The sequence below is a fragment of the Dolichospermum heterosporum TAC447 genome, from assembly GCF_024584745.1.
GTDB lineage: Bacteria > Cyanobacteriota > Cyanobacteriia > Cyanobacteriales > Nostocaceae > Dolichospermum > Dolichospermum heterosporum.
Window position 1 is genome coordinate 467,407 of sequence record NZ_CP099464.1, and the last position, 20,621, is coordinate 488,027.

Genomic DNA, 20,621 nt, shown 5'->3' on the forward strand with positions numbered 1-20,621 from the left:
AAAAATACCTTTATAGAAATAAAGACATTTGTTCTACTTGACAACTTTGTTCTTTCAAAAAAGTTTCAATTCTATTAGCAGCAATATCACAATAATCTTGACGAATTTCAAAACCAATTACTAACCGATTTAAATTTAAAGCTACCATAGCAGTAGTACCCGATCCCAGAAATGGATCTAGGACAATTTGATTTTGATTTGAAGATGCTTGAATTATTCTTTGAATGACAGAAGATGGAAACTGTGCTGGGTGTGGTGTTCTTTCTTTTGAAGATCGGTTTTGTCCAGAAGTTACTTTCGGAAATTCCCAAACATCAGTGGGATTTTTACCTAAAGGATTAACCCTGATTTTACCATTCTTTTTTTGATTGGGATATTTAACATTAGGATCACGAATATCGTCAAGATTAAAAGTATAAGCTTCTGAATTTTTCACATACCACAAAAATTTTTCATTTCTAGGTGAAAAGAACTTACTTCCAGCAACACCAGCACCATAATTCCAAACAATTTCCTGAATTAAATAAAAAGGAATTTTATCCCAAAGCAAATAGGAAATAGGAATTGCTTTAGCACGATTTTTAATGGATAAATAACCTAAATTTAGCCAAAAAGCTCCATCACATAAAGTCAGACGATAAACTTCTGTTATCCATTTTTTACACCAATTTATATAATCGTCCAACGGTAATAAATTTTCATATTCCTTGCCAATATTATACGGCGGACTTGTGACAGTTAAATTAATTGATTCATCTGGTAAAATTTTCATTGCCTCTAAACAATCTAAATTGTAAATGAGACAATTAGACGCTTGAAAGTAGGGTTTACCTAGTAATTTACTTATATCATGGAAATTCATAGCTTAATAATCTGTATATACGGGACTCTAAACTATTAATAGTATATATGAACTATTTTATTGTCAAGTAACAGTTTAAGTAGGTGAACGGAAAAAAACCGAAATATGTAACGAAAAGTAAAATCGCCCAAACCCTCTTCACCCTTGCCTCTTGCCTCTTGCCTCTTGCCTTATCATAACGACGATTTTCAATGCTAACCTACTTAGTTATCTCACAAAATCCCTAATTCCCATAAACAAGCTACAATTTAGAATAAGAAATTGTTAAAAAACTTTACGTTGATAGCTGGAAATTTTCTGTGTCACAGTCTAATATTACCCAAACCTTTAAATTTGATTCTATTGATGCCGCTTTGGCCGATCTCAAAGCTGGTCGTGTCATCGTTGTCGTAGATGACGAAAATCGAGAAAATGAAGGCGATTTAATTTGCGCCGCCCAATTTGCCACCCCGGACATGATCAACTTCATGGCTGTAGAAGCCAGAGGGCTGATTTGTTTGGCAATGACAGGCGATCGCCTTGATGAACTAGACTTACCATTAATGGTCAGCACACTCACGGATACTAACCAAACCGCCTTTACAGTTAGTATTGATGCTGGACCCCATTTAGGCGTTAGTACCGGCATTTCCGCCGAAGACCGCGCCCGCACGATCCAAGTCGCCCTCAACCCAGGCACCAAACCGGAAGAATTACGCCGTCCAGGTCATATTTTTCCCCTGCGGGCTAGACCGGGAGGCGTACTCAAACGGGCAGGACACACAGAAGCCGCTGTAGACCTATCCCGATTGGCGGGACTGTACCCAGCCGGGGTAATTTGTGAAATTCAAAACCCCGATGGTTCAATGGCGCGATTAAATCAGTTAGTCGAATATGCCAAAAATCATCACCTCAAAATTATTAGCATTGCCGATTTAATCAGTTATCGTCTCCAAAACGATCGCCTAATATATAGAGAAATCATCACCAAACTCCCCAGCCAATTTGGTCAATTTGATATCTACGGCTACCGTCACACCCTAGATAATACAGAACACGTTGCCATTGTCAAGGGAGATCCCGCAAATTTCCGAGATGAAGCCGTCATGGTGCGAATGCACTCGGAATGTTTAACAGGCGATGCTTTAGGATCTTTGCGTTGCGACTGTCGGATGCAATTGCAAGCCGCATTAAAAATGATTGAGGATGCAGGTCAAGGTGTCGTTGTTTACCTGCGTCAAGAAGGGCGGGGCATAGGCTTAGTTAACAAGCTAAAAGCCTATTCTTTACAAGATATGGGCTTAGATACCGTCGAAGCCAATGAAAGGTTAGGGTTTCCCGCTGATTTGCGTGATTATGGCATGGGGGCGCAAATTCTCATGGATTTGGGCATCAAAAAAATCCGTCTCATTACCAATAATCCCCGAAAAATTGCTGGTGTCAAAGGTTATGGCTTAGAAGTCGTAGATCGTGTTCCCCTCTTAATTGAGTCTAATGATTTTAATTCCTATTACCTAGCTACCAAAGCCAAGAAATTGGGGCATATGTTGTTACAAACTTATCTAGTCACAGTAGCAATACATTGGCAAGATGAGCCAGAATCCGTCACCGAACGCTATGAACGGCTAGAGAAATTACGGTTTTTATCAAAAAATCAGCATTTATTGTTACAGGAAGAAGCCCGTCCCTTGGGAATCGCTTTATTTGATCAACCATCTTTGACTGTGCATTTAGGTTTTGATCAAGCTAATATTGCTGAATCCAATTGGTATCAACAAAAAGACCATCCTTACCTGCAAGCAATCTGTCAGATTTTAGATGAAATCGCCACTTTACCCTATATTCAGAAAATGGAATTTCTGATTGCGACCGGTAGTGATCCTTTGAGTAATTTGCAGGTACAATTAGACAGGCAAACTTTCTCTGATGGTGTCCTCCCTTCATCTTTGCAAGATAATTTGCACACACAGCACATTTACAGTTTTAGTAAGTAAAATTTTCTGAATTTCCACACATTGATAATAGCTTTAGTTTTATAACTAGAGCTATTTGTTCATTATTTATGTATGCTTGAATAACCCCACAAATAAAAGTTGCTATCAACTAGACATTAGCACAGTACAAAAAGTATAATTTTTACTATTTATAATAATTTGTGGGTTATAGACGGATAACCAACTAAGAATAAAGTCATGCTTGTAGAATTTAGTGTAGAAAATTATCGTTCAATCCAGGAAAAGCAAACATTGAGTATGGTAGCTGCTGATAATGAAACTATGATAGATAGTAATACTTTTTCTGTACCTAATAATGATGATTTACGCTTAGTTACAAGTGCTGCTATTTATGGTCCAAATGCTTCTGGTAAAAGTAATTTACTCAAAGCTATACAAGTTCTGAAAAATCTTGTAATTAACTCAGCTAGTAGAATGCAAACTGGTGATAAATTACCTATTGAACCATTTAGATTAAATAGTGAATCAGCAAAAAAGCCTAGTAGTTTTGAAGTGATTTTTATTCATGATGATATTCGTTATGAATATGGAGTTTCTTTAAATCGAGAACGAGTATTTGAAGAGTGGTTAATTGCTTATCCAAATGAAATTCAACAAAACTGGTTTTCTCGTGAATATCTACCAGATAATCCAGAACTACAAACAGATGAAGGTTATAAATGGTCTTTTGGTAAAGGATTAAAAGGGGAAAAAAAGCGTATTCAAAGATTTGTTCGTTCTAATTCTTTATTTATATCTCATGCTGCACAAAATAATCATCCTCAGTTAACAGAGGTATTTGATTTTTTTCAAGATGAAATAAATATTCCTATTTACAATCATGCTAATATAGAATTTACTTTAAGCCGATTTGACGAAGATGATAATTTTCCCTTTTTAGTAGCTAAATTACTTAGTGAAGCAGATATTGATATTTCAGGTATCAAAATTGATAAAAAACCCATATCTGAAGAAATAAATTCTTTCTATAAAGAATTTTTTAAACAAAAAATTGAACAAAATGAAAGAGGAAATATAACTATTGATGAAATTAATAAAATAGATGTCATAACTATTCATAAAATGAATGACTCTCATCAAGAAGTAGAATTTGATTTATTAGATGAATCTGATGGTACACAACGTTTATTTGAAATAGCTGGATACTGGCTATATGTATTACAATATGGAGAAGTAATATTCATAGATGAACTAGACAGAAGTTTACATCCAGTTCTTTCTAAAGCATTACTGAAAATGTTTAATGATCCAGAAATCAACAAAAACAATGCTCAATTAATATTTACAACTCATGATACTACACTTTTAGATAGTGAACTATTCAGACCTGACCAAATATGGTTTACTGAAAAAGATAACAGCATGACTAAACTATATTCATTGTTTGACTTTCGACCTCGTGAAAATGAATCTTTACAAAAAGGTTATCTATTAGGTCGCTATGGTGCTATTCCTTTTATTAATGGGTTCAAGGGAGGGAGTGAAAAAGATGAGAAAGGGAAAATCGACAAATAATTTAAAACGAAGTTCAGAGAATAAAAATCCTAGAGGAGACCTTTTAATTGTAGTTGAGGGTGATACAGAAGAGAATTATTGCTGCTCTTTGAAACGTGAATTGAAATTATCAACAATTAAGATTAAAATAGTTTCCGCTAATGGTGGAGATCCTTTAGAGATTGTAAATACAGCTTATGATCTATATCAACAAAAACAATATGATCAAGTATTTTGTATATTTGATGATGATAATAAACCAGAGAAATATAAAAAAGCTCTCAGCACAGCAAAAAAATATAATTTTGAATCTATAACATCAATACCCTGTTTTGAATTTTGGTTTTTACTCCATTGTTGTTATACTACCAGTCCTCTTAGTAGTTATGATGAATTACGTCCAAAGCTAGAATCAGAAATGAGAAAAGAGGGTATTTTAAACCCAGGAGAAAATTATAATAAAAGTGATAAATTGCTATATGAAAAACTCAAATCCAATCAAGAAAAAGCAATTAATCATGCTATTAAACTAGAAAATAATCATCCCAACGAAGATGGATATACTAAACCATCAACAAAAGTACATATTCTAATTGATAAACTGCAAAAACAAAAAAACTTTGAATAAGTAGTCACTTGTCAGTAAAATTAACTCTTTTCCACTGATTAACAAAATAATACTACTTATCCAAACTTCTGCATAACGGGGATCTACCATTCCCTTGATGTCAAACAATATTTATTGTAGGTTTGTTTAGTCAACCTATTTAGATTAATGAAAAATCAAGGTTTTTAACCCACGAAGGTGAGTTTTGTCTGTGTAGCTGTGATTTCCAATCGCCCATTGCAGTAATAAATTAGACTAAAGTAAACCATCAGAATTTTGTTTTACGAACTAATTAAAAGTTTGTAACTGTCGAAAAGAATGCAACTTGTTGAGAAATTTATCACCATCAAAACTCAAAGGATCAACCTTCCCATTCCCCACATCTACAGCACGATGAGTAGTAATTCTCTCATCAGGAACTTGACTTTGAGCAATTAACCAAGCTAAAGAATTATATTGAGCCTCTGTATATCCTGAATGTGATTCTATATTACTTTTACCCCAAGCATCTGGAGGGGTTTCTAGGGATACATGATAGGCAAAATTATTGACAGATGGGGGTAAATTGGGATTAGTTCGCACAGTTTCCACCCCATTAGCACCTTTAAATACCGAATTACCAGCACCAAAAGCGCGTTTTTCTGGAGGTACTAAATAAATCACCTGTCCATCTAAGGCAATTATGGCATGATAACTGGCTTGAACATTTTCATCATCATGGCGTGTTTGAAAAAAATTAATGGCACTAGAAGTAGAATTAGTAGTTTCATGAAGGACAATAATGGCTTGATTATTAAACGGGACACCATTAATATCTGCTGCATAGCGATCGCCATAATTGCTAGGATCAACCTTAACCTGGGCAAACTTAGGTCTATAATTAGCAAAATCCCTAGTAGTTATATATAGAGGATTAATTTTATTCATCTTTGTGGGAGATGGTCTTAATTTTTGCTTATTTTCTGGCTTAGTTACTGCTGATTGTAATTGCCCTGGTGAATACTGATTCCACGTTGTCACCTCTGAAGTGGATGCAATTGTTTGATTGTGTTTTTGTCTTGCACCCCCAATAAATACAGCCACAATCAGGGTAGCTAACATCAAAAAAATCAGGATGACTCTAGTTGCCCAAGCTCTAAATTTCATATTTTTTATAGAAAATCGGTAATATAGTGTGCTTATTGTCAATATTCATGGGTGAGGGCAAGCAGGGGGGTGGGGGAGGTGGGGAGGTGGGGGAGGTGGGGGGGTAGGGGAGGTGGGGGGGGTAGGGGAGGTGGGGGAGGTAGGGGAGGTAGGGGGGTAGGAGAGGTGGGGGAGGGAAGAACAGAGGTTTTTTTTCGATCATTACCCGTCAAAATAAATTTGACGAACTACTAGTAACAATTATACCTGCTGACAAGTACAAAGTGCCTGAATTGGTCTAACTAGGGCTTGCTGAAAAAACGTAACCCGTAAATGAATCAAAGGTTTGAGGTTGATAAAAAGGAAAATAGGTGCAAGGTTTTTGAGGGGTAGTACCAAAACGGAGTATTTTACCTCTAATAAACTTAAAAGTTTGGGGATGACAGATAGCTGAAACTGTCACCTGTCAACTGTCACCTGTCAACTGTCACCTCCCTTCACGAGAAGACTTATTCAGCAAACCCTAACTAATGATAATGATAAGATTTTCCAATGAAGCTGGGAAAAATCTCAGCCTATTTTTGACTAGAGATGTTGTCCACGCGTCTTTAGACCGGGGAGTGTCAAAAGATTGATTTAATCAGGTTCTTAATTATTTCTGATCTTTGGCAGTCCTCATATTGACTAATTGATCAGGTTAAGAGAAACTTATAATTAACGAAGGTAAATACTAGTGAAAATAATAAATTTTGTAAAAACGATGAAATATATGCCCTTAAGTATGGGAAATTATGAGATAGGTGGCAAATTTGTATCTAAATTCCTATCCCTAAATTTTGAGCTAGTCTGAAATCAGACAGCTAGGTTCAAATCTATTATCTAGGTTGGCTTTCAAAGCATGGAAACATTAGAATTCATCATTTATCCAGATGGTCGAGTACAAGAGAAAGTCACCGGTATTATCGGTGCATCTTGTGCTGAGGTGACAGCAGCCATAGAAGCCCAGCTAGGACGAGTGTTAAGCAATGAACCAACCTCAGAGTTTTTCGCTACTAACCAGCAACAAAATAGTGTGGCGAATACACAAACCGCCCACAGCGAATGGTAAGTTTTCCAACTAGTTAATTTTCATTGATTACAAACCACTATGTCACACTTTAGCCAAATTAAAACACAAATCCGTAATCTAGAATCCTTGAAAGATGCCCTTTCCGATTTGGGAATAGACTGGAAACCTGGACCTTCTGAGGTGCGTGGTTATCGTGGTCAAACTCATGCAGCCGAAGTAACTATTGAACAGCAAAACGGCTATGACATCGGTTTCAGATGGAATGGTCAAGAATACGAATTAGTTGCAGATTTACAATATTGGCAACAAAATCTATCTGTGGACGGGTTTGTCCGTCAAGTAACTCAACGTTATGCTTATCAAACAATAGTCAAAGAAACCACTAAAGTTGGCTTCCAAGTGGCAGAACAACAGCAACAGGAAGATGGTTCTATTCGTCTAGTAGTACAACGCTGGAGTGCGTAATGTCTAATTTGCAGCCGTCGCCACAAGCAGAGGAATATAATCGTTCCGGCTTAGAACCAGAATTAGGGAGTTTTCTCCGAGATGTCCCCGAACGTTCTGGTTTAGAACCGGAATTAGGTGGATTGGTGCGGCAAAAAGGCGTTTATGTGGATGAAATTACCTGTATCGGTTGTAAGCACTGCGCCCATGTTGCCCGAAATACTTTTTTTATTGAAGAAGATTATGGGCGATCGCGCGTCATCCGTCAAGATGGAGACATAGAAGAGGTAGTTCAAGAAGCCATAGATACCTGTCCTGTTGATTGTATTCACTGGGTTGATTACACAGAACTTAAAAATTTAGAAGAAGAGAGAAAATATCAGGTAATTCCTGTAGTTGGTTATCCAGTAGAACATGGTGTAGCCATTACAGAAAAACGCCGGAAAAAACAAAAGTTAAAAAAATCCAATTCTTAAATAACTTGACAATTTGTACTGATTATGCAGTTAAGCACTGGTTTTACCAGTGCTTTTATTTTATATCCCACATTCCGCACCCCCCGGTGTCACAATCGGAGTATGGCTAACGCTACGCTATCAGCAAACCCTATTTAATTAACCTTGCTCTTTATTTTAGTTTAACTTGTTAAATCTTAATTAATCATATTATAGTCAAATTAAAAATGTTATTTAATGTTGAAACGTGAACAGGTAAAGACCGTTAAGTTTTCATTCAAGGAGCTTGTGGGGAAGAGAAAATTTGTAGACTGAATAATAAGATTGTTTCTCTAACTGTGAAAAGAGGTGTTCAGGTGTGATATGTGTGAATTGGAATAAAATCCGTGCCAATGGAGATTTGAAGACGTTTTGAACGGTTGTGTTTTGACGTATAATGAAAAACCGTTTTGGCAAATTAAGCCGGATTCGTGACTCTCGCTGCTGACAAGTTTTGACAACAAAAATTTGTAATTGTTTTGGAAATTGTAATTTTAGGTTCGGGAATCTATGTTAACCAACTCGCAAACCCCCACTATCACAAAAGAATCATCTGATATTCTCCCTGGAGTTAATGCTCAGGCTAGAGTCAGCCAGTTTATGCAGAATTTGCAGGATGAAATTACCCAAGGTTTAGAGAAATTAGATGGTCTGGGGAAGTTTCAAGAAGATAGTTGGCAGCGTCCAGAAGGGGGTGGGGGGCGATCGCGTGTACTGCGTGACGGAGCAATTTTTGAACAAGCAGGTGTAAATTTCTCTGAAGTTTGGGGTTCTCATTTACCTCCTTCGATTTTAGCCCAACGTCCAGAAGCTACAGGACATGGCTTTTATGCAACTGGGACTTCTTTGGTATTGCATCCACGCAATCCTTATGTACCTACAGTCCATTTAAATTACCGCTATTTTGAAGCAGGTCCAGTTTGGTGGTTTGGTGGCGGTGCGGACTTAACACCTTATTACCCCTTTGCTGAAGATGCACAACATTTTCATAACACTTTTAAACAAGCTTGTGACCAACACCATCCTGAATATTATCCTGTGTTTAAGCGCTGGTGTGATGAATATTTTTATCTGAAACATCGAGATGAAACACGGGGAATTGGTGGGTTATTTTTGGATTACCAAGATGGTCAAGGTTCTATCTATCGCGGTCCAGATCCCAATGGGGAAGCAGCGATTTATAGCAATCAGGTAGGTGAATTACCCTCGCGGAGTTGGGAAGATATATTTGCTTTAGTTCAAGACTGTGCTGGGGCATTTTTACCTGCTTATGTGCCAATTGCGGAACGCCGGCACGGGATGGAATATGGCGATCGCCAACGCAATTTTCAATTATACCGTCGTGGTAGATATGTAGAATTTAACTTGGTTTATGACCGGGGAACAATTTTTGGACTCCAAACCAACGGTCGCACAGAATCAATTCTCATGTCTCTACCACCTTTAGTTCGTTGGGAATATGGCTACAAACCAGAACCTAATACTCCTGAAGCCCAGTTGTATGAGACTTTCCTAAAACCTCAAGATTGGATAAACTGGAAACCAAGTCAGGAATGAGCAATGGGTAATGGGTAATGGGTAATAGCAAGGAAGTAAAAAATAAAATATGTTTCCCCATACCCAGTTCCCAATCTCCAGTTATTTTTGTTAACCACCATGACAGCAAGTTACACTAACAAGTAGATGTGATATTCTGGATATAAGTTGATACTGCCTTACATTGAGCCTTTTGATTAGCAAATTTTAGTAAAAAAGCATCGGTTCAATGATTAATATAGCTCAAAAAACCTGTACAACTGAAGACGGTCATACCATCATGGTCTTAACACCTGCTGGTCGTTTAGATATTACTACTGCTTGGCAATTTCGTCTCAAGCTACAGGAATGTATTTCTAAACACAGTCCTCATGTTGTTGTCAATCTAGGACAAGTAAATTTTATTGATAGTTCCGGGTTGACCTCTTTATTAGCCGGGATGCGTGAAGCTGATAAAATTAGTGGCAGTTTTCGGATTTGTAATCTTCATTCGGAAGCTAAACTTGTGTTTGAAGTTACAATGATGGATACAGTATTTGAAATTTTTGATACCGAAGAACAGGTTTTAAAGACTCCGCCCCGGATTTTGGCGAGTCAATAGGATTTATCGGAAAATCCAAAATCCAAAATCTAAAATTGAATGACTTTCACGAATTAGGTCTGATTAGTTCATACTAGAGAAGAGGAATACGTCTTTACTAAAATTTTCTTTGTGAATAACGTCCGTACAGTATCTGATACAAAAAGAACCTTCTACACCCTTCATACCAGGCCAATTAACACTATTTACCGCCGGGTAGTGGAAGAGTTGATGGTAGAAATGCACCTGCTATCAGTCAATGTTGATTTTAGCTACAATGCCATTTATGCCTTGGGCGTTGTCACCACTTTTGACAGCTTCATGGACGGCTACCAACCAGAACAGGATAAAGAATCAATTTTCCGAGCAATTTGTCAAGCTGTGGAACAAGATCCCCAGCGTTACCGACAAGATGCCTCCAGATTGCAAGCTTTAGCTGTCAGTTTACCAGTTAAGGATTTGATTGCTGGTTTGAGTCGGGCAAATTCCCTAGATCAAGATGGGGACTTGCAGCAGCAATTAGAAGCAGTGGCTACCAATTCCAACTTTAAATACAGTCGCTTATTTGGTGTTGGTTTATTTGCATTATTGGTACAGTCAGATCATGAACTGATGAAAGATGATAAACAAAAGAGTGAAGCACTCAAAGCGATCGCTAACGGGTTAAATATCTCTGAAGATAAACTCATCAAAGATTTAGAACTATACAGTTCCAACCTGGAAAAAATGGCGCAAGCACTCATAGTCATGGCAGATATTTTGACAGCAGATCGCAAAAAGCGGGATGCTTTAAAGTCAGCCTAACTATCAGCACCATCCCGTACCAATAAATAAATTGGGAACGGGATAACTGTGTCAAGAAATCCCCCAGATAGCAAAAAGCCCGCCTAACATCAAAGTTTTTAGCGGGCTAAATAATTATTGAAAATTGAAAATGGAGCTTATGGGAGTCGAACCCATGTCCAAATTGGGTATTAACCCTCCACTCGTTCACAGGTTTAGCCTTTCTGACCCTCAAGGCGGGAATCGCTCATTATCCCGAACGTAGGATGCTCTGATTTAATCTTAGCCTTCAAGCCAACCAGAGAACGCTTGTTGGAGCATCCGTTGGGGGTTAGGTCTTTAATCCTTAACGGAGTCAAATTAAAGACGCTCGAACCTAAAAGAGGTTTCTTAGGCAGCTACTAGAGCTTCCCGACGAGCAAATTTTACGATATTGTTCGCATTTACTTTTTTTTTGAGTCTTTGATTTCCGAGAGATGACTCGCTCTCGACCTGAATCACAGAGTAGCTTTCGCCAACCTGTCGAAACCGTTAAAGCCCCATGTACTTCACACTTTTATTATAGTAGACAATTTTGTAATTTGACAAATAAAAAGTATAGTTAAGATTTGCTGCTAAGTAGTGAGACAGAATTAATTATACAATGTCATTGCGTAATCGTTGCCTGGCGTTAGCCATATGGAACGAAGTGAAATGAAGCAATTGCCAGGGTTGTGATTGCTTCCCTGCGATCGCAATGACTGTCAATATTCTTGTCCAATTACTTAGCGTAGCTTGACACTCTCCGCGTCTTTAGACGCGGAGATTCTATAGAGAGTTTCAGTCTATATCCCTCAGTTATCCCAGTTTCATGCACTGCCTTAAATATTTGTGTTCTTGCCCTGATTTCGTTGGACCTGGCGGGCGAAATCATATCTGACAAGCGTAACTTTCCGAGAGTCCCTCGGTAGCTTTTTATGTCTTTAGTGACGATTTAATTGTATCACGAATATGGATTAAAATCAATGCAGGATTTATCCTGCCTCTAGTACAAAACGGCGTAAATAAACCAACCATTCTAAATCCTCCAAAAGCCTATACTGTCTTCATTTTGACTTTTGACTTTTGACTTTTGACTTCCGCCTTGCGGTAATCCCTTGTCTAAAGCCCAAATGTGGCTTCCTGAGTCACCCACATTTTCAAGGGTTTTCGGCGTTCTTCCTTATAAAAAAAAAGAAGTCGGGAATCTCAGATAGAATATTCATCTGTCCCCTTGGTGCATAACTTCCATGACCATATTTGGTGAAAATCCCTTTTCTCCGCAAGAAATAGCCTCAGAAGGCATAAAACCAGAAGAATATACAGAAATCATCCGTCGCTTAGGTCGTCATCCCAACAAAGCCGAACTCGGTATGTTTGGGGTAATGTGGTCAGAACACTGCTGTTATAAAAATTCTCGCCCTTTACTCAAACAGTTTCCCACCACCGGACCACGCATCCTCGTTGGACCAGGTGAAAATGCCGGAGTTGTGGATATTGGCGACGGACTACAATTAGCGTTTAAAATAGAATCCCATAACCACCCTTCCGCCGTTGAACCCTTCCAAGGTGCAGCCACCGGAGTTGGTGGGATATTAAGAGATATCTTTACAATGGGGGCGCGTCCCATAGCCTTATTAAATTCTTTGCGGTTTGGGGATTTGAATGATCCCAAAACCCAAAGATTATTTACGGGTGTAGTTGCGGGAATCTCCCATTATGGTAACTGTTTGGTCAGTGGCGAAACATTTATCTGGAAAGATCAAGAAGGTGTGCATTTTGATACGATTGGTAATTTTGTAGAATCGCGCTTACCTGCTAATGTCCACACTTTAGAGATAGACGATGCTAATGCAGTTACAACCCTGTCCTTAGACCCAGATCAGCATACTGTAAGTTGGCAGCGTGTCCGCCGTATTTTCAAACGTTGTACCCAAAATCTCATGACTATCCGCACCGCTTTGGGGCGTAAGCTGATAGTTACCCCAGACCATCCCATGGTAATTTGTGCAGAAGGTCAATGGGATGTATCCCCAGCACAATCTTTAAAAGTGGGTGATCAAATTCCCATTATCACCGCTTTACCGGAATTAGAACCAGGAGAAAACCAAAACGCACCCCTAGACTTAATTGCTGGTTTAAACCCAGAAGATGCTAGTGGTAAAGATGTTTATGTACAACTACCGGAAAATTGGCAAGTCACGGAAGTTGTGCGGACTGCATTGCGGTTAATTGAACCTTCATCTACTAATCGTCATCACTATTTAAGCACTGGTAGACTCCCACTTTCTCACTTTTTAGCCCTAGAACTGCTGCTTAACGTTTCCCGCAGTGATATTAGTCTATTCCGACGTGGCAAAGCTAACTATATGCCAGCAGTTATTCAGCCAAATGAATTATTTGCCCGATTAATTGGCTATTTCTTGTCTGAAGGTTGCGTTTCCCAAAATGGCAACACATACAAAATTATTTTCACCTTTGCCCACCATGAAACGGAGTATGTTGAAGATGTAATTGCTGGATTGAAGCAATTAGGATTACGCCCCTGTGTGGAAAAATGCGCTTCTACTATCGCTGTTTATGCAACTTCGTGGTTATTAGGGCATTTCCTCAAAAATGTATGGCAATGTGGAACTCAAGCCAGTAATAAGGCTTTTCCCGCTTGTATTTTTCAATGGTCACAAAATTTGCAGCGTGAAGCCCTGAAAGGCTTACTGCGTGGTGACGGTTCAATGACTACAAAAACTAATGGTAATCATGCCAAAATCAGTTTTGGGACAACCAGCCATCAATTGTTTGAACAAACAGTTATCCTGCTGCAAAGTCAAGGAGTCATGCCCTATATTTATCAAAGACCAGCGGGGGAAGGAGAAATAGAGGGACGTAAGCACATTCGCAAACTATTATGGCAATTGGAAGTTAGTAATTTTGTGGGATTAAAAGAATTAGCAACTGTCTTTAGTCAACAGCGCAATGCAGAATTAGCAGTTGCCTTGAATCGTTACAACGGCAGTAAATATTCATTTCCCCGCTTTACTCAGTCCGCGGCAGATGTGGCTTTTGTCAAAATTAAAAGTATTGAATGTCAAGCCGTTGATGAATGTGATGTTTACGATGTGGAAGTAGATCACACCCATCTTTTTGTAACTTCATCTGGGATTGTTACTCATAACTGCGTCGGGGTTCCCACCGTTGGTGGTGAAGTCTATTTTGACCCCGCCTACTCGGTCAATCCCCTGGTCAACGTCATGGCACTGGGATTGATGGAAACGGCGGAAATTGTCAAATCAGGGGCTTCTGGCTTCGGAAATCCTGTGCTGTATGTAGGTTCAACCACCGGACGGGATGGTATGGGCGGCGCAAGTTTTGCCAGTGCGGAATTAACTGATGAATCAATGGATAACCGTCCCGCTGTGCAAGTGGGAGATCCCTTTGTCGAAAAGTCCTTAATTGAAGCTTGTTTAGAGGCATTTAAAACTGGGGCTGTAGTGGCAGCACAGGATATGGGGGCTGCGGGTATCACCTGTTCAACTTCGGAAATGGCGGCTAAAGGTGGTGTGGGGATTGATTTCGATTTAGATAAAATTCCGGTGCGGGAATCGGGAATGATTCCTTATGAATACCTGCTTTCGGAATCTCAAGAACGAATGTTGTTTGTTGCCGAAAAAGGACGAGAACAGGAATTAATTGATATTTTCCACCGTTGGGGACTACAAGCGGTGGTTGCGGGGACAGTAATAGAAGAACCCATTGTCAGAATTTGGTTTGAGGGGAAAATTGCGGCGGAAATTCCGGCTGATGCTTTGGCGGAAAATACGCCTTTGTATGAAAGAGAATTATTGACAGAACCCCCAGAATATGCTCGAAAAGCATGGCAATGGACAAGTGATGATTTACCTGTTTGCAATGCTGCGGGAATTGAAATTGCGGGAAGTCTGCAAACTTGGAATCAGATTTTATTGACTTTGCTAGATACTCCCTCTATTGCTTCTAAAAGCTGGGTTTATCGCCAATATGACCATCAAGTTCAGAATAATACCGTATTGTTACCCGGTGGCGCTGATGCTGCTGTGATTCGTATCCGTCCCTTAGAAACACCCCAAAATCCAAAATCCAGTTCATATCTTTCTTTGGCCAAAAATCTAAAATCCGGTGTTGCGGCTACGGTAGATTGTAATTCTCGTTATGTCTATCTTGATCCTTATGAAGGGGCTAAGGCAGTAGTGGCGGAAGCTGCCCGGAATCTTAGTTGTGTGGGTGCTGAACCCATTGCTGTGACGGATAACCTCAATTTTGGTAGTCCAGAAAAACCCATTGGTTATTGGCAATTAGCATCCGCTTGTCGGGGTTTGAGTGAAGGTTGTCGGGAGTTGGGAACGCCGGTAACTGGGGGGAATGTTTCTCTCTACAATGAAACTTTTGATGCGGAAGGTAATCCCCAACCAATTTACCCGACTCCGGTTGTGGGTATGGTGGGCTTGATTCCTGATTTAACGAAAATTTGCGGACAAGGTTGGCAAAATGCAGGTGATATAATTTATCTTCTGGGTTTACCCATTCAATCCAAAATCCAAAATCCAAAATCTAAAATGGAATTGGGTGCTTCTGAATATTTGGCGACGATTCATCATACGATCGCTGGTAAGCCGCCTAGAATTGATTTTGATTTAGAACGGCTGGTGCAAAAGGCTTGTCGTCATGGTATTCGCGCTGGTTGGGTAAATTCTGCCCATGATTCGGCTGAAGGTGGTTTGGCTGTAGCGATCGCGGAATCTTGTCTGTCGGGAAATTTGGGGGCGGAAATTAATTTCCCAATTTCTACAAATCACGATTCCCGTTTTGATGAAGTGTTATTTGGTGAAGGTGGGGCGAGGATTTTAGTTTCTGTGAGTCAAGAAAACCAAGAAGCATGGGAATCCTATTTACAGAAAAATCTCCCAGAGAATTGGCAAAAGCTAGGAACAGTATCTAATTCCGGCAATTTAGAGATTTTAACCACAGATCACCAGAAGTTACTCCAGGTTAGTCTCGAAGATATGAGCGATCGCTATTCTTTGTCAATTTCCAAACGTCTCGCCATCTACACCAATACCTAAGCAACAGTAAAGATCAAGGTTTAAACATAAAAATTTACAATTCATCCTCTATCCTTGACCAATTTACGGTACTGTTTTAATGGATGGTTAAAGATTTGTTAAGAAGTTTTCAACTATCCCTAAAGCAAGGTGACAGGTAGGATTTCTTTGCTTTTGACTTTTGACTCTTGACTTTTGACTTTTGACTTTTGAACAACATCCCCACCAGGAGCAATACCAGCATGATTCCCATTAATTCGGATGAATACCCCCAAATTACCAACAACCCAATCAACAGTCATGAGGATCGCCCTGACAAGCCAGAAGAAGCTTGTGGTGTTTTTGGTATTTATGCCCCAGAACAAGACGTTGCTAAATTGACATACTTTGGATTGTACGCTCTTCAGCATCGGGGTCAAGAATCTGCTGGGATTGCTACCTTTGATGGTTCCCACGTCCACCAGCACAAAGATATGGGCTTGGTGTCTCAAGTCTTTAATGAAACCATCTTAGATCAATTACCCGGAAATCTGGCAGTTGGTCATAATCGCTATTCCACTACCGGTTCTAGTCGCAAAGTTAACGCCCAACCTGCTGTAGTAGAAACTCGGTTGGGTTTATTGGCACTTGCACATAATGGTAATTTAGTCAATACCGTAAAATTGAGAGAAGAGTTACTCAAAGATAAGTTTAACTTAATAACGACAACCGACTCAGAAATGATTGCTTATGCGATCGCTCAAGAAGTCAACGCTGGTGCAGATTGGTTAACAGGAGCTATCAGTGCCTTTCATCGGTGCGAGGGAGCATTTAGCCTGACTATTGCTACACCTGTAGGTGTGATGGGAGTCCGAGATCCTAACGGGATTCGTCCCTTGGTAATTGGCACATTAGATAGTGATCCTGTCCGTTACGTTCTCGCTTCCGAAACTTGCGGTTTAGATATTATCGGTGCAGAATATCTGCGTGATGTCCAACCAGGTGAGTTAGTTTGGATCACGGAAACAGGCTTAGAATCATTTCAATGGCATCAACAATCAGAACGCAAACTTTGTATCTTTGAAATGATCTACTTTGCCCGTCCTGATAGCCTCATGCACAACGAAACCCTATACAGTTATCGAATGCGGTTAGGACGGAAAATGGCGGCAGAAGCCCCCGTAGAAGCTGATTTGGTCTTCGGTGTCCCTGATTCTGGTATTCCTGCCGCCATTGGCTTTTCCCAAGCCTCTGGTATAGCTTACGGTGAAGGATTGATTAAAAATCGCTACGTTGGTCGCACCTTTATTCAACCTACCCAAGCCATGCGAGAATCAGGGATTAAAATGAAACTTAATCCTCTTAAAGATGTCTTGTTCGGTAAGCGAGTTGTAATTATTGATGATTCCATTGTCCGGGGAACTACTAGCCGCAAACTCGTTCAAGCCTTGCGTGATGCTGGTGTAGCCGAAGTCCACATGAGAATTTCTTCTCCTCCTGTAACTCATCCTTGTTTCTATGGTATTGATACTGATACCCAAGATCAATTAATTGCTGCTACGAAGTCAGTGGAAGAAATAGCCAAGCAATTGCAAGTTGACAGTTTAGCTTATTTGAGTTGGGAAGGAATGCTAGAAACAACCAGAGAAGATACTAATAGTTTTTGTTCGGCTTGTTTTACTGGTGATTATCCTGTGGCTATTCCTGAAAAAATGAAGCGTTCTAAATTGATTTTGGAAAAAGCCCTAGTTTAGCTTAAACAGTAGAAGCCTCTCACCTACCCGATAGGGAGGTGATAAGATGAATACAATACGCGGAAGTGAGGAATTGCCCAAGGAACAAAATTAAGCGCAGCTTAATCAGTGTTGTTGGGCGATGTTAGCGCAGCGGCACGAAGTGCGGAATGAACACTTTCTTGATTTTTTTTCAAATATTTGATCTAATTTCTAAGAGTAAGTAGGTGAACACAATAAAACCAAACTGTGTAAAGAAACGTAAAATCGCCCAAACCCTCTTCACTCTTGCCTCTTGCCTTGCCATAACGACAATTTTCAACGCCAACCTACTTAGGTGTAACTCAATTAAATGCACCAAAAGCAGCCTATCAAAATAAAAGCTAATTGTTCGGCTTAACCAAAGAACCGTGGGACACATGGTCTTAAAGCTCAGTTAATGTCTTCATAGAAGAGTCGCACTCGTTGCCCACACTCACCTGTCCGCGCAAGCGTGCCGCAAGGCATAAGGGAGTGTGTGGACTTGTAATGTCTAACATTTAAAGATTACAAAAAATTATTAAGTCAGAATCAGGATAACCAGGATTAAAGGATGTACAGGATGGTAATTTTTAGATTGTTTATAATCGCTACGCTATTAGACCATTCAAAAACGATACAATATTAATCATCCACAAACCCGAAACGGTAATGGTTCAAACCCCTATCAAAACTCTAACCCTTGACGAATTTCTCAAATTGCCAGAAACCAAACCGGCAAGGGAATTTATTAACGGTGAAATCATTCAAAAACCCATGCCTCAAGGAAAACATAGCACAGTTCAGCTTGACCTCGGTTCTAATATTAACCTAGCGCTCAAACCCCAGCGCATAGCCCGTGCATACTCTGAATTACGCTGTACCTTTGGCGGCAGATCCATTGTACCTGATATTGCCGTCTTCACTTGGGAACGCATTCCCCGCGATGAAAATGGTGAAGTTGCTAACACCTTTGCTATCCCTCCTGACTGGACAATTGAAATACTTTCTCCTGAACAAAATCAAACTAAAGTAGTTCGGAATATTCTCCATTGTCTTCGTCATAATACTCAAATGGGTTGGTTAATTGACCCCGCAGAAAAATTAGTTTTTGTCTATTTTAATGATCAACGGATTCTATTATTTGAATTAGAAACAGATAGTTTACCTGTTCCAGCTTTCGCAGAATCATTTAATCTTACGGTGGGTGAACTTTTTAGTTGGCTAAATGAATAAATCTTTAACGTATTCTTTGTCTGATAGCGAAGCGTGGCGCAAGCCATATCAGGATATCCAGAATTTAAGGATTTACAGGATATTAACTGAGTTTAATTTGTTAGATGCAAGTATTTTCATATAGAGTTAATTACACAAATTTTTTGCTGTTCTCTCTCTCCTAGAAATTTTATGGATTCCCATTCCCCACTGTGTCAAGCCATAGCCCATCGTATCATCACCAGTCCTCAAAAAAGAATTACCTTTGCCCAATACATGGATATGGTGTTATATCACCCAGAACATGGCTATTATTCCAGTGATGCCATCAAAATTGGCTTTCGTGGTAGTGATTTTTTCACATCTGCCAGTTTAGGCGCTGACTTTGGGGAATTACTAGCAAAGCAATTTTACCAAATGTGGGAGATTTTAGATCAACCTATACATTTTGATTTGGTAGAAATGGGAGCAGGACAAGGTATATTAGCATCCCATATACTCAATTATATACAGCAAGAATACCCAGATTTTTTTGCCGCAGTCAAATATATTATTGTTGAAAAATCACAAAGTTTAAAACAAGAACAACAACAACGGTTACAAGATTTTGCTGTTGATTGGTGTAACTTGGAAGAAATTCCCTCCAAATCTATTAACGGCTGCTTCTTTTCCAATGAATTAGTAGATGCTTTTCCAGTCCACCAATTTATTTTAGCAGCAGGAGAATTGCGGGAAATTTACGTCACCCTTGCCGAATTAAACCCTGAAATCAGTGAAATCCAGATCATCCGTAATCCTCTATTTATTGAAGTAATAGGAGAACCATCAACACCACAATTAGAAGAATATTTTAAGTTAGTAGGCATTGATTTAAGCCAAAATACTTATGAAAATGGCTATCGTAGTGAAATTAATTTAGCAGCTTTGAACTGGTTGGGTATAGTGGCAGACTGCTTGGAACGGGGGTATGTGCTAACAATTGATTATGGCTACCCTGCTCATCGTTATTATAACCCCAGGCGATCGCAGGGAACTCTCCAGTGCTACTACCAGCATCGTCATCATGATAATCCTTATATCAATATTGGGCAACAAGATATCACCGCCCATGTTGACTTTACAGCCTTATCATCTTGGGGTGAACGGTGCGGACTCAAACAAGTTGGTTGGACGCAGCAAGGTTTATTTTTAATGTCCTTGGGAATAGGTGAAAGAATAGCTGCACTATCTTCTCAACAGCAACCAATATCACAGTTGCTTCAACGCCGGGAAGGATTACACCAACTCATTAACCCATCAGGATTAGGCAACTTTGGCGTTTTAGTCCAAAGTCAGGGACTAACGGAAAAACAAGCATCACAACCACTCCAGGGATTAGTCGTACCAGAGTAGAGATCAAAGAGAAAGCTTAAAAATCTCTTTAACAATCCTGTATTAGCCTTGTTTGCACTAGCATAGCAGTGATGATTAAAGTCAAAAATCTGCAAAGAGGAATAATTATGACTGCTCATGATCTGTTAGTGCTAGTAACTCTACTGTCCCCCGGACTCTTACTTTCCGTAATTATTATGGTGACTTTTGCCGCAGGAGGCTAG

Annotated in this window: 15 protein-coding genes and 1 other RNA gene; 13 read left to right on the plus strand and 3 right to left on the minus strand. The window is 39.4% G+C overall.

What is annotated here, in order from left to right:
* Positions 1 to 10 precede the first annotated feature (10 nt).
* Positions 11 to 862 carry a DNA-methyltransferase gene (locus NG743_RS02045; RefSeq protein WP_257121405.1) on the minus strand — a complete coding sequence of 284 codons (852 nt, stop codon included), beginning with the start codon at positions 860 to 862 and terminating at the stop codon, positions 11 to 13.
* 299 nt (positions 863 to 1,161) lie between these two features.
* Between NG743_RS02045 and ribBA the strand changes: the two genes are divergently transcribed.
* The 3 genes from ribBA to NG743_RS02060 all read left to right on the plus strand — a co-directional run bounded on the left by ribBA (position 1,162) and on the right by NG743_RS02060 (position 4,978).
* On the plus strand, positions 1,162 to 2,835 hold the full coding sequence (ribBA, locus tag NG743_RS02050; RefSeq protein ID WP_027400750.1) for a bifunctional 3,4-dihydroxy-2-butanone-4-phosphate synthase/GTP cyclohydrolase II: 1,674 nt from the start codon (positions 1,162 to 1,164) through the stop codon (positions 2,833 to 2,835).
* 198 nt (positions 2,836 to 3,033) lie between these two features.
* The gene (locus NG743_RS02055; protein ID WP_051424201.1) at positions 3,034 to 4,371 is read left to right on the plus strand and encodes an AAA family ATPase; all 1,338 of its coding nucleotides are present in this window, start codon (positions 3,034 to 3,036) and stop codon (positions 4,369 to 4,371) included.
* Positions 4,346 to 4,978 (plus strand): RloB family protein, encoded by a 633-nt coding sequence (locus NG743_RS02060; RefSeq protein ID WP_257121406.1) that lies wholly within the window; start codon positions 4,346 to 4,348, stop codon positions 4,976 to 4,978. Before NG743_RS02055 ends, NG743_RS02060 begins: the two co-directional genes overlap by 26 nt.
* Before the next feature lie 267 nt (positions 4,979 to 5,245).
* Here NG743_RS02060 and NG743_RS02065 read toward each other — a convergent pair whose 3' ends face one another.
* The gene (locus NG743_RS02065; RefSeq protein WP_257121407.1) at positions 5,246 to 6,103 is read right to left on the minus strand and encodes a peptidoglycan recognition protein family protein; all 858 of its coding nucleotides are present in this window, start codon (positions 6,101 to 6,103) and stop codon (positions 5,246 to 5,248) included.
* An 877-nt stretch (positions 6,104 to 6,980) separates the two neighbouring features.
* On the opposite strand from NG743_RS02065, the gene NG743_RS02070 reads away from it, so the two are divergent.
* The 6 genes from NG743_RS02070 to psb29 all read left to right on the plus strand — a co-directional run bounded on the left by NG743_RS02070 (position 6,981) and on the right by psb29 (position 11,009).
* Entirely contained in the window at positions 6,981 to 7,190 is a 210-nt protein-coding gene (locus NG743_RS02070) for a DUF2997 domain-containing protein (RefSeq protein WP_027400747.1), read from the plus strand.
* Positions 7,191 to 7,229: 39 nt separating this feature from the next.
* Complete coding sequence (locus tag NG743_RS02075; RefSeq protein WP_257121408.1) at positions 7,230 to 7,616, plus strand: DUF1257 domain-containing protein; 387 nt, start codon at positions 7,230 to 7,232, stop codon at positions 7,614 to 7,616.
* The gene (locus NG743_RS02080) at positions 7,616 to 8,071 is read left to right on the plus strand and encodes a ferredoxin (protein ID WP_257121410.1); all 456 of its coding nucleotides are present in this window, start codon (positions 7,616 to 7,618) and stop codon (positions 8,069 to 8,071) included. The genes NG743_RS02075 and NG743_RS02080 overlap by 1 nt, the downstream gene beginning before the upstream one ends.
* A 528-nt stretch (positions 8,072 to 8,599) precedes the next feature.
* Positions 8,600 to 9,646: an oxygen-dependent coproporphyrinogen oxidase gene (hemF, locus tag NG743_RS02085; protein WP_027400744.1), complete on the plus strand. Its 1,047-nt coding sequence runs from the start codon at positions 8,600 to 8,602 to the stop codon at positions 9,644 to 9,646.
* A gap of 208 nt (positions 9,647 to 9,854) precedes the next feature.
* Positions 9,855 to 10,226, plus strand: a complete 372-nt coding sequence (locus tag NG743_RS02090) for an STAS domain-containing protein (protein ID WP_027400743.1) — start codon at positions 9,855 to 9,857, stop codon at positions 10,224 to 10,226.
* Positions 10,227 to 10,337: 111 nt separating this feature from the next.
* Positions 10,338 to 11,009 carry a photosystem II biogenesis protein Psp29 gene (gene psb29, locus NG743_RS02095; RefSeq protein WP_027400742.1) on the plus strand — a complete coding sequence of 224 codons (672 nt, stop codon included), beginning with the start codon at positions 10,338 to 10,340 and terminating at the stop codon, positions 11,007 to 11,009.
* A 128-nt stretch (positions 11,010 to 11,137) separates the two neighbouring features.
* On the opposite strand, the gene ssrA is transcribed toward psb29, so the two are convergent.
* Positions 11,138 to 11,529: a transfer-messenger RNA gene (gene ssrA / locus NG743_RS02100) on the minus strand.
* Between the two features lie 727 nt (positions 11,530 to 12,256).
* On the opposite strand from ssrA, the gene purL reads away from it, so the two are divergent.
* The 4 genes from purL to NG743_RS02120 all read left to right on the plus strand — a co-directional run bounded on the left by purL (position 12,257) and on the right by NG743_RS02120 (position 20,418).
* Positions 12,257 to 16,102, plus strand: coding sequence for a phosphoribosylformylglycinamidine synthase subunit PurL (purL, locus tag NG743_RS02105; RefSeq protein WP_257121413.1), 3,846 nt, complete (start codon positions 12,257 to 12,259; stop codon positions 16,100 to 16,102).
* Between the two features lie 221 nt (positions 16,103 to 16,323).
* The gene (gene purF / locus NG743_RS02110) at positions 16,324 to 17,814 is read left to right on the plus strand and encodes an amidophosphoribosyltransferase (protein WP_257121414.1); all 1,491 of its coding nucleotides are present in this window, start codon (positions 16,324 to 16,326) and stop codon (positions 17,812 to 17,814) included.
* Positions 17,815 to 18,483: 669 nt separating this feature from the next.
* On the plus strand, positions 18,484 to 19,047 hold the full coding sequence (locus tag NG743_RS02115; RefSeq protein ID WP_027400739.1) for a Uma2 family endonuclease: 564 nt from the start codon (positions 18,484 to 18,486) through the stop codon (positions 19,045 to 19,047).
* A gap of 171 nt (positions 19,048 to 19,218) precedes the next feature.
* Positions 19,219 to 20,418 (plus strand): class I SAM-dependent methyltransferase, encoded by a 1,200-nt coding sequence (locus NG743_RS02120; RefSeq protein WP_257121415.1) that lies wholly within the window; start codon positions 19,219 to 19,221, stop codon positions 20,416 to 20,418.
* Positions 20,419 to 20,621: the final 203 nt, after the last annotated feature.

Coding starts and splice junctions, on each gene's coding strand:
- NG743_RS02115 (WP_027400739.1), top strand. CDS start 18,484: ATGGTTCAAACCCCTATCAAAACTCTAACCCTTGACGAATTTCTCAAA.
- hemF (WP_027400744.1), top strand. CDS start 8,600: ATGTTAACCAACTCGCAAACCCCCACTATCACAAAAGAATCATCTGAT.
- NG743_RS02045 (WP_257121405.1), bottom strand. CDS start 862: ATGAATTTCCATGATATAAGTAAATTACTAGGTAAACCCTACTTTCAA.
- NG743_RS02065 (WP_257121407.1), bottom strand. CDS start 6,103: ATGAAATTTAGAGCTTGGGCAACTAGAGTCATCCTGATTTTTTTGATG.
- NG743_RS02090 (WP_027400743.1), top strand. CDS start 9,855: ATGATTAATATAGCTCAAAAAACCTGTACAACTGAAGACGGTCATACC.
- NG743_RS02070 (WP_027400747.1), top strand. CDS start 6,981: ATGGAAACATTAGAATTCATCATTTATCCAGATGGTCGAGTACAAGAG.
- purL (WP_257121413.1), top strand. CDS start 12,257: ATGACCATATTTGGTGAAAATCCCTTTTCTCCGCAAGAAATAGCCTCA.
- NG743_RS02120 (WP_257121415.1), top strand. CDS start 19,219: ATGGATTCCCATTCCCCACTGTGTCAAGCCATAGCCCATCGTATCATC.
- NG743_RS02055 (WP_051424201.1), top strand. CDS start 3,034: ATGCTTGTAGAATTTAGTGTAGAAAATTATCGTTCAATCCAGGAAAAG.
- NG743_RS02060 (WP_257121406.1), top strand. CDS start 4,346: ATGAGAAAGGGAAAATCGACAAATAATTTAAAACGAAGTTCAGAGAAT.
- NG743_RS02075 (WP_257121408.1), top strand. CDS start 7,230: ATGTCACACTTTAGCCAAATTAAAACACAAATCCGTAATCTAGAATCC.
- NG743_RS02080 (WP_257121410.1), top strand. CDS start 7,616: ATGTCTAATTTGCAGCCGTCGCCACAAGCAGAGGAATATAATCGTTCC.
- purF (WP_257121414.1), top strand. CDS start 16,324: ATGATTCCCATTAATTCGGATGAATACCCCCAAATTACCAACAACCCA.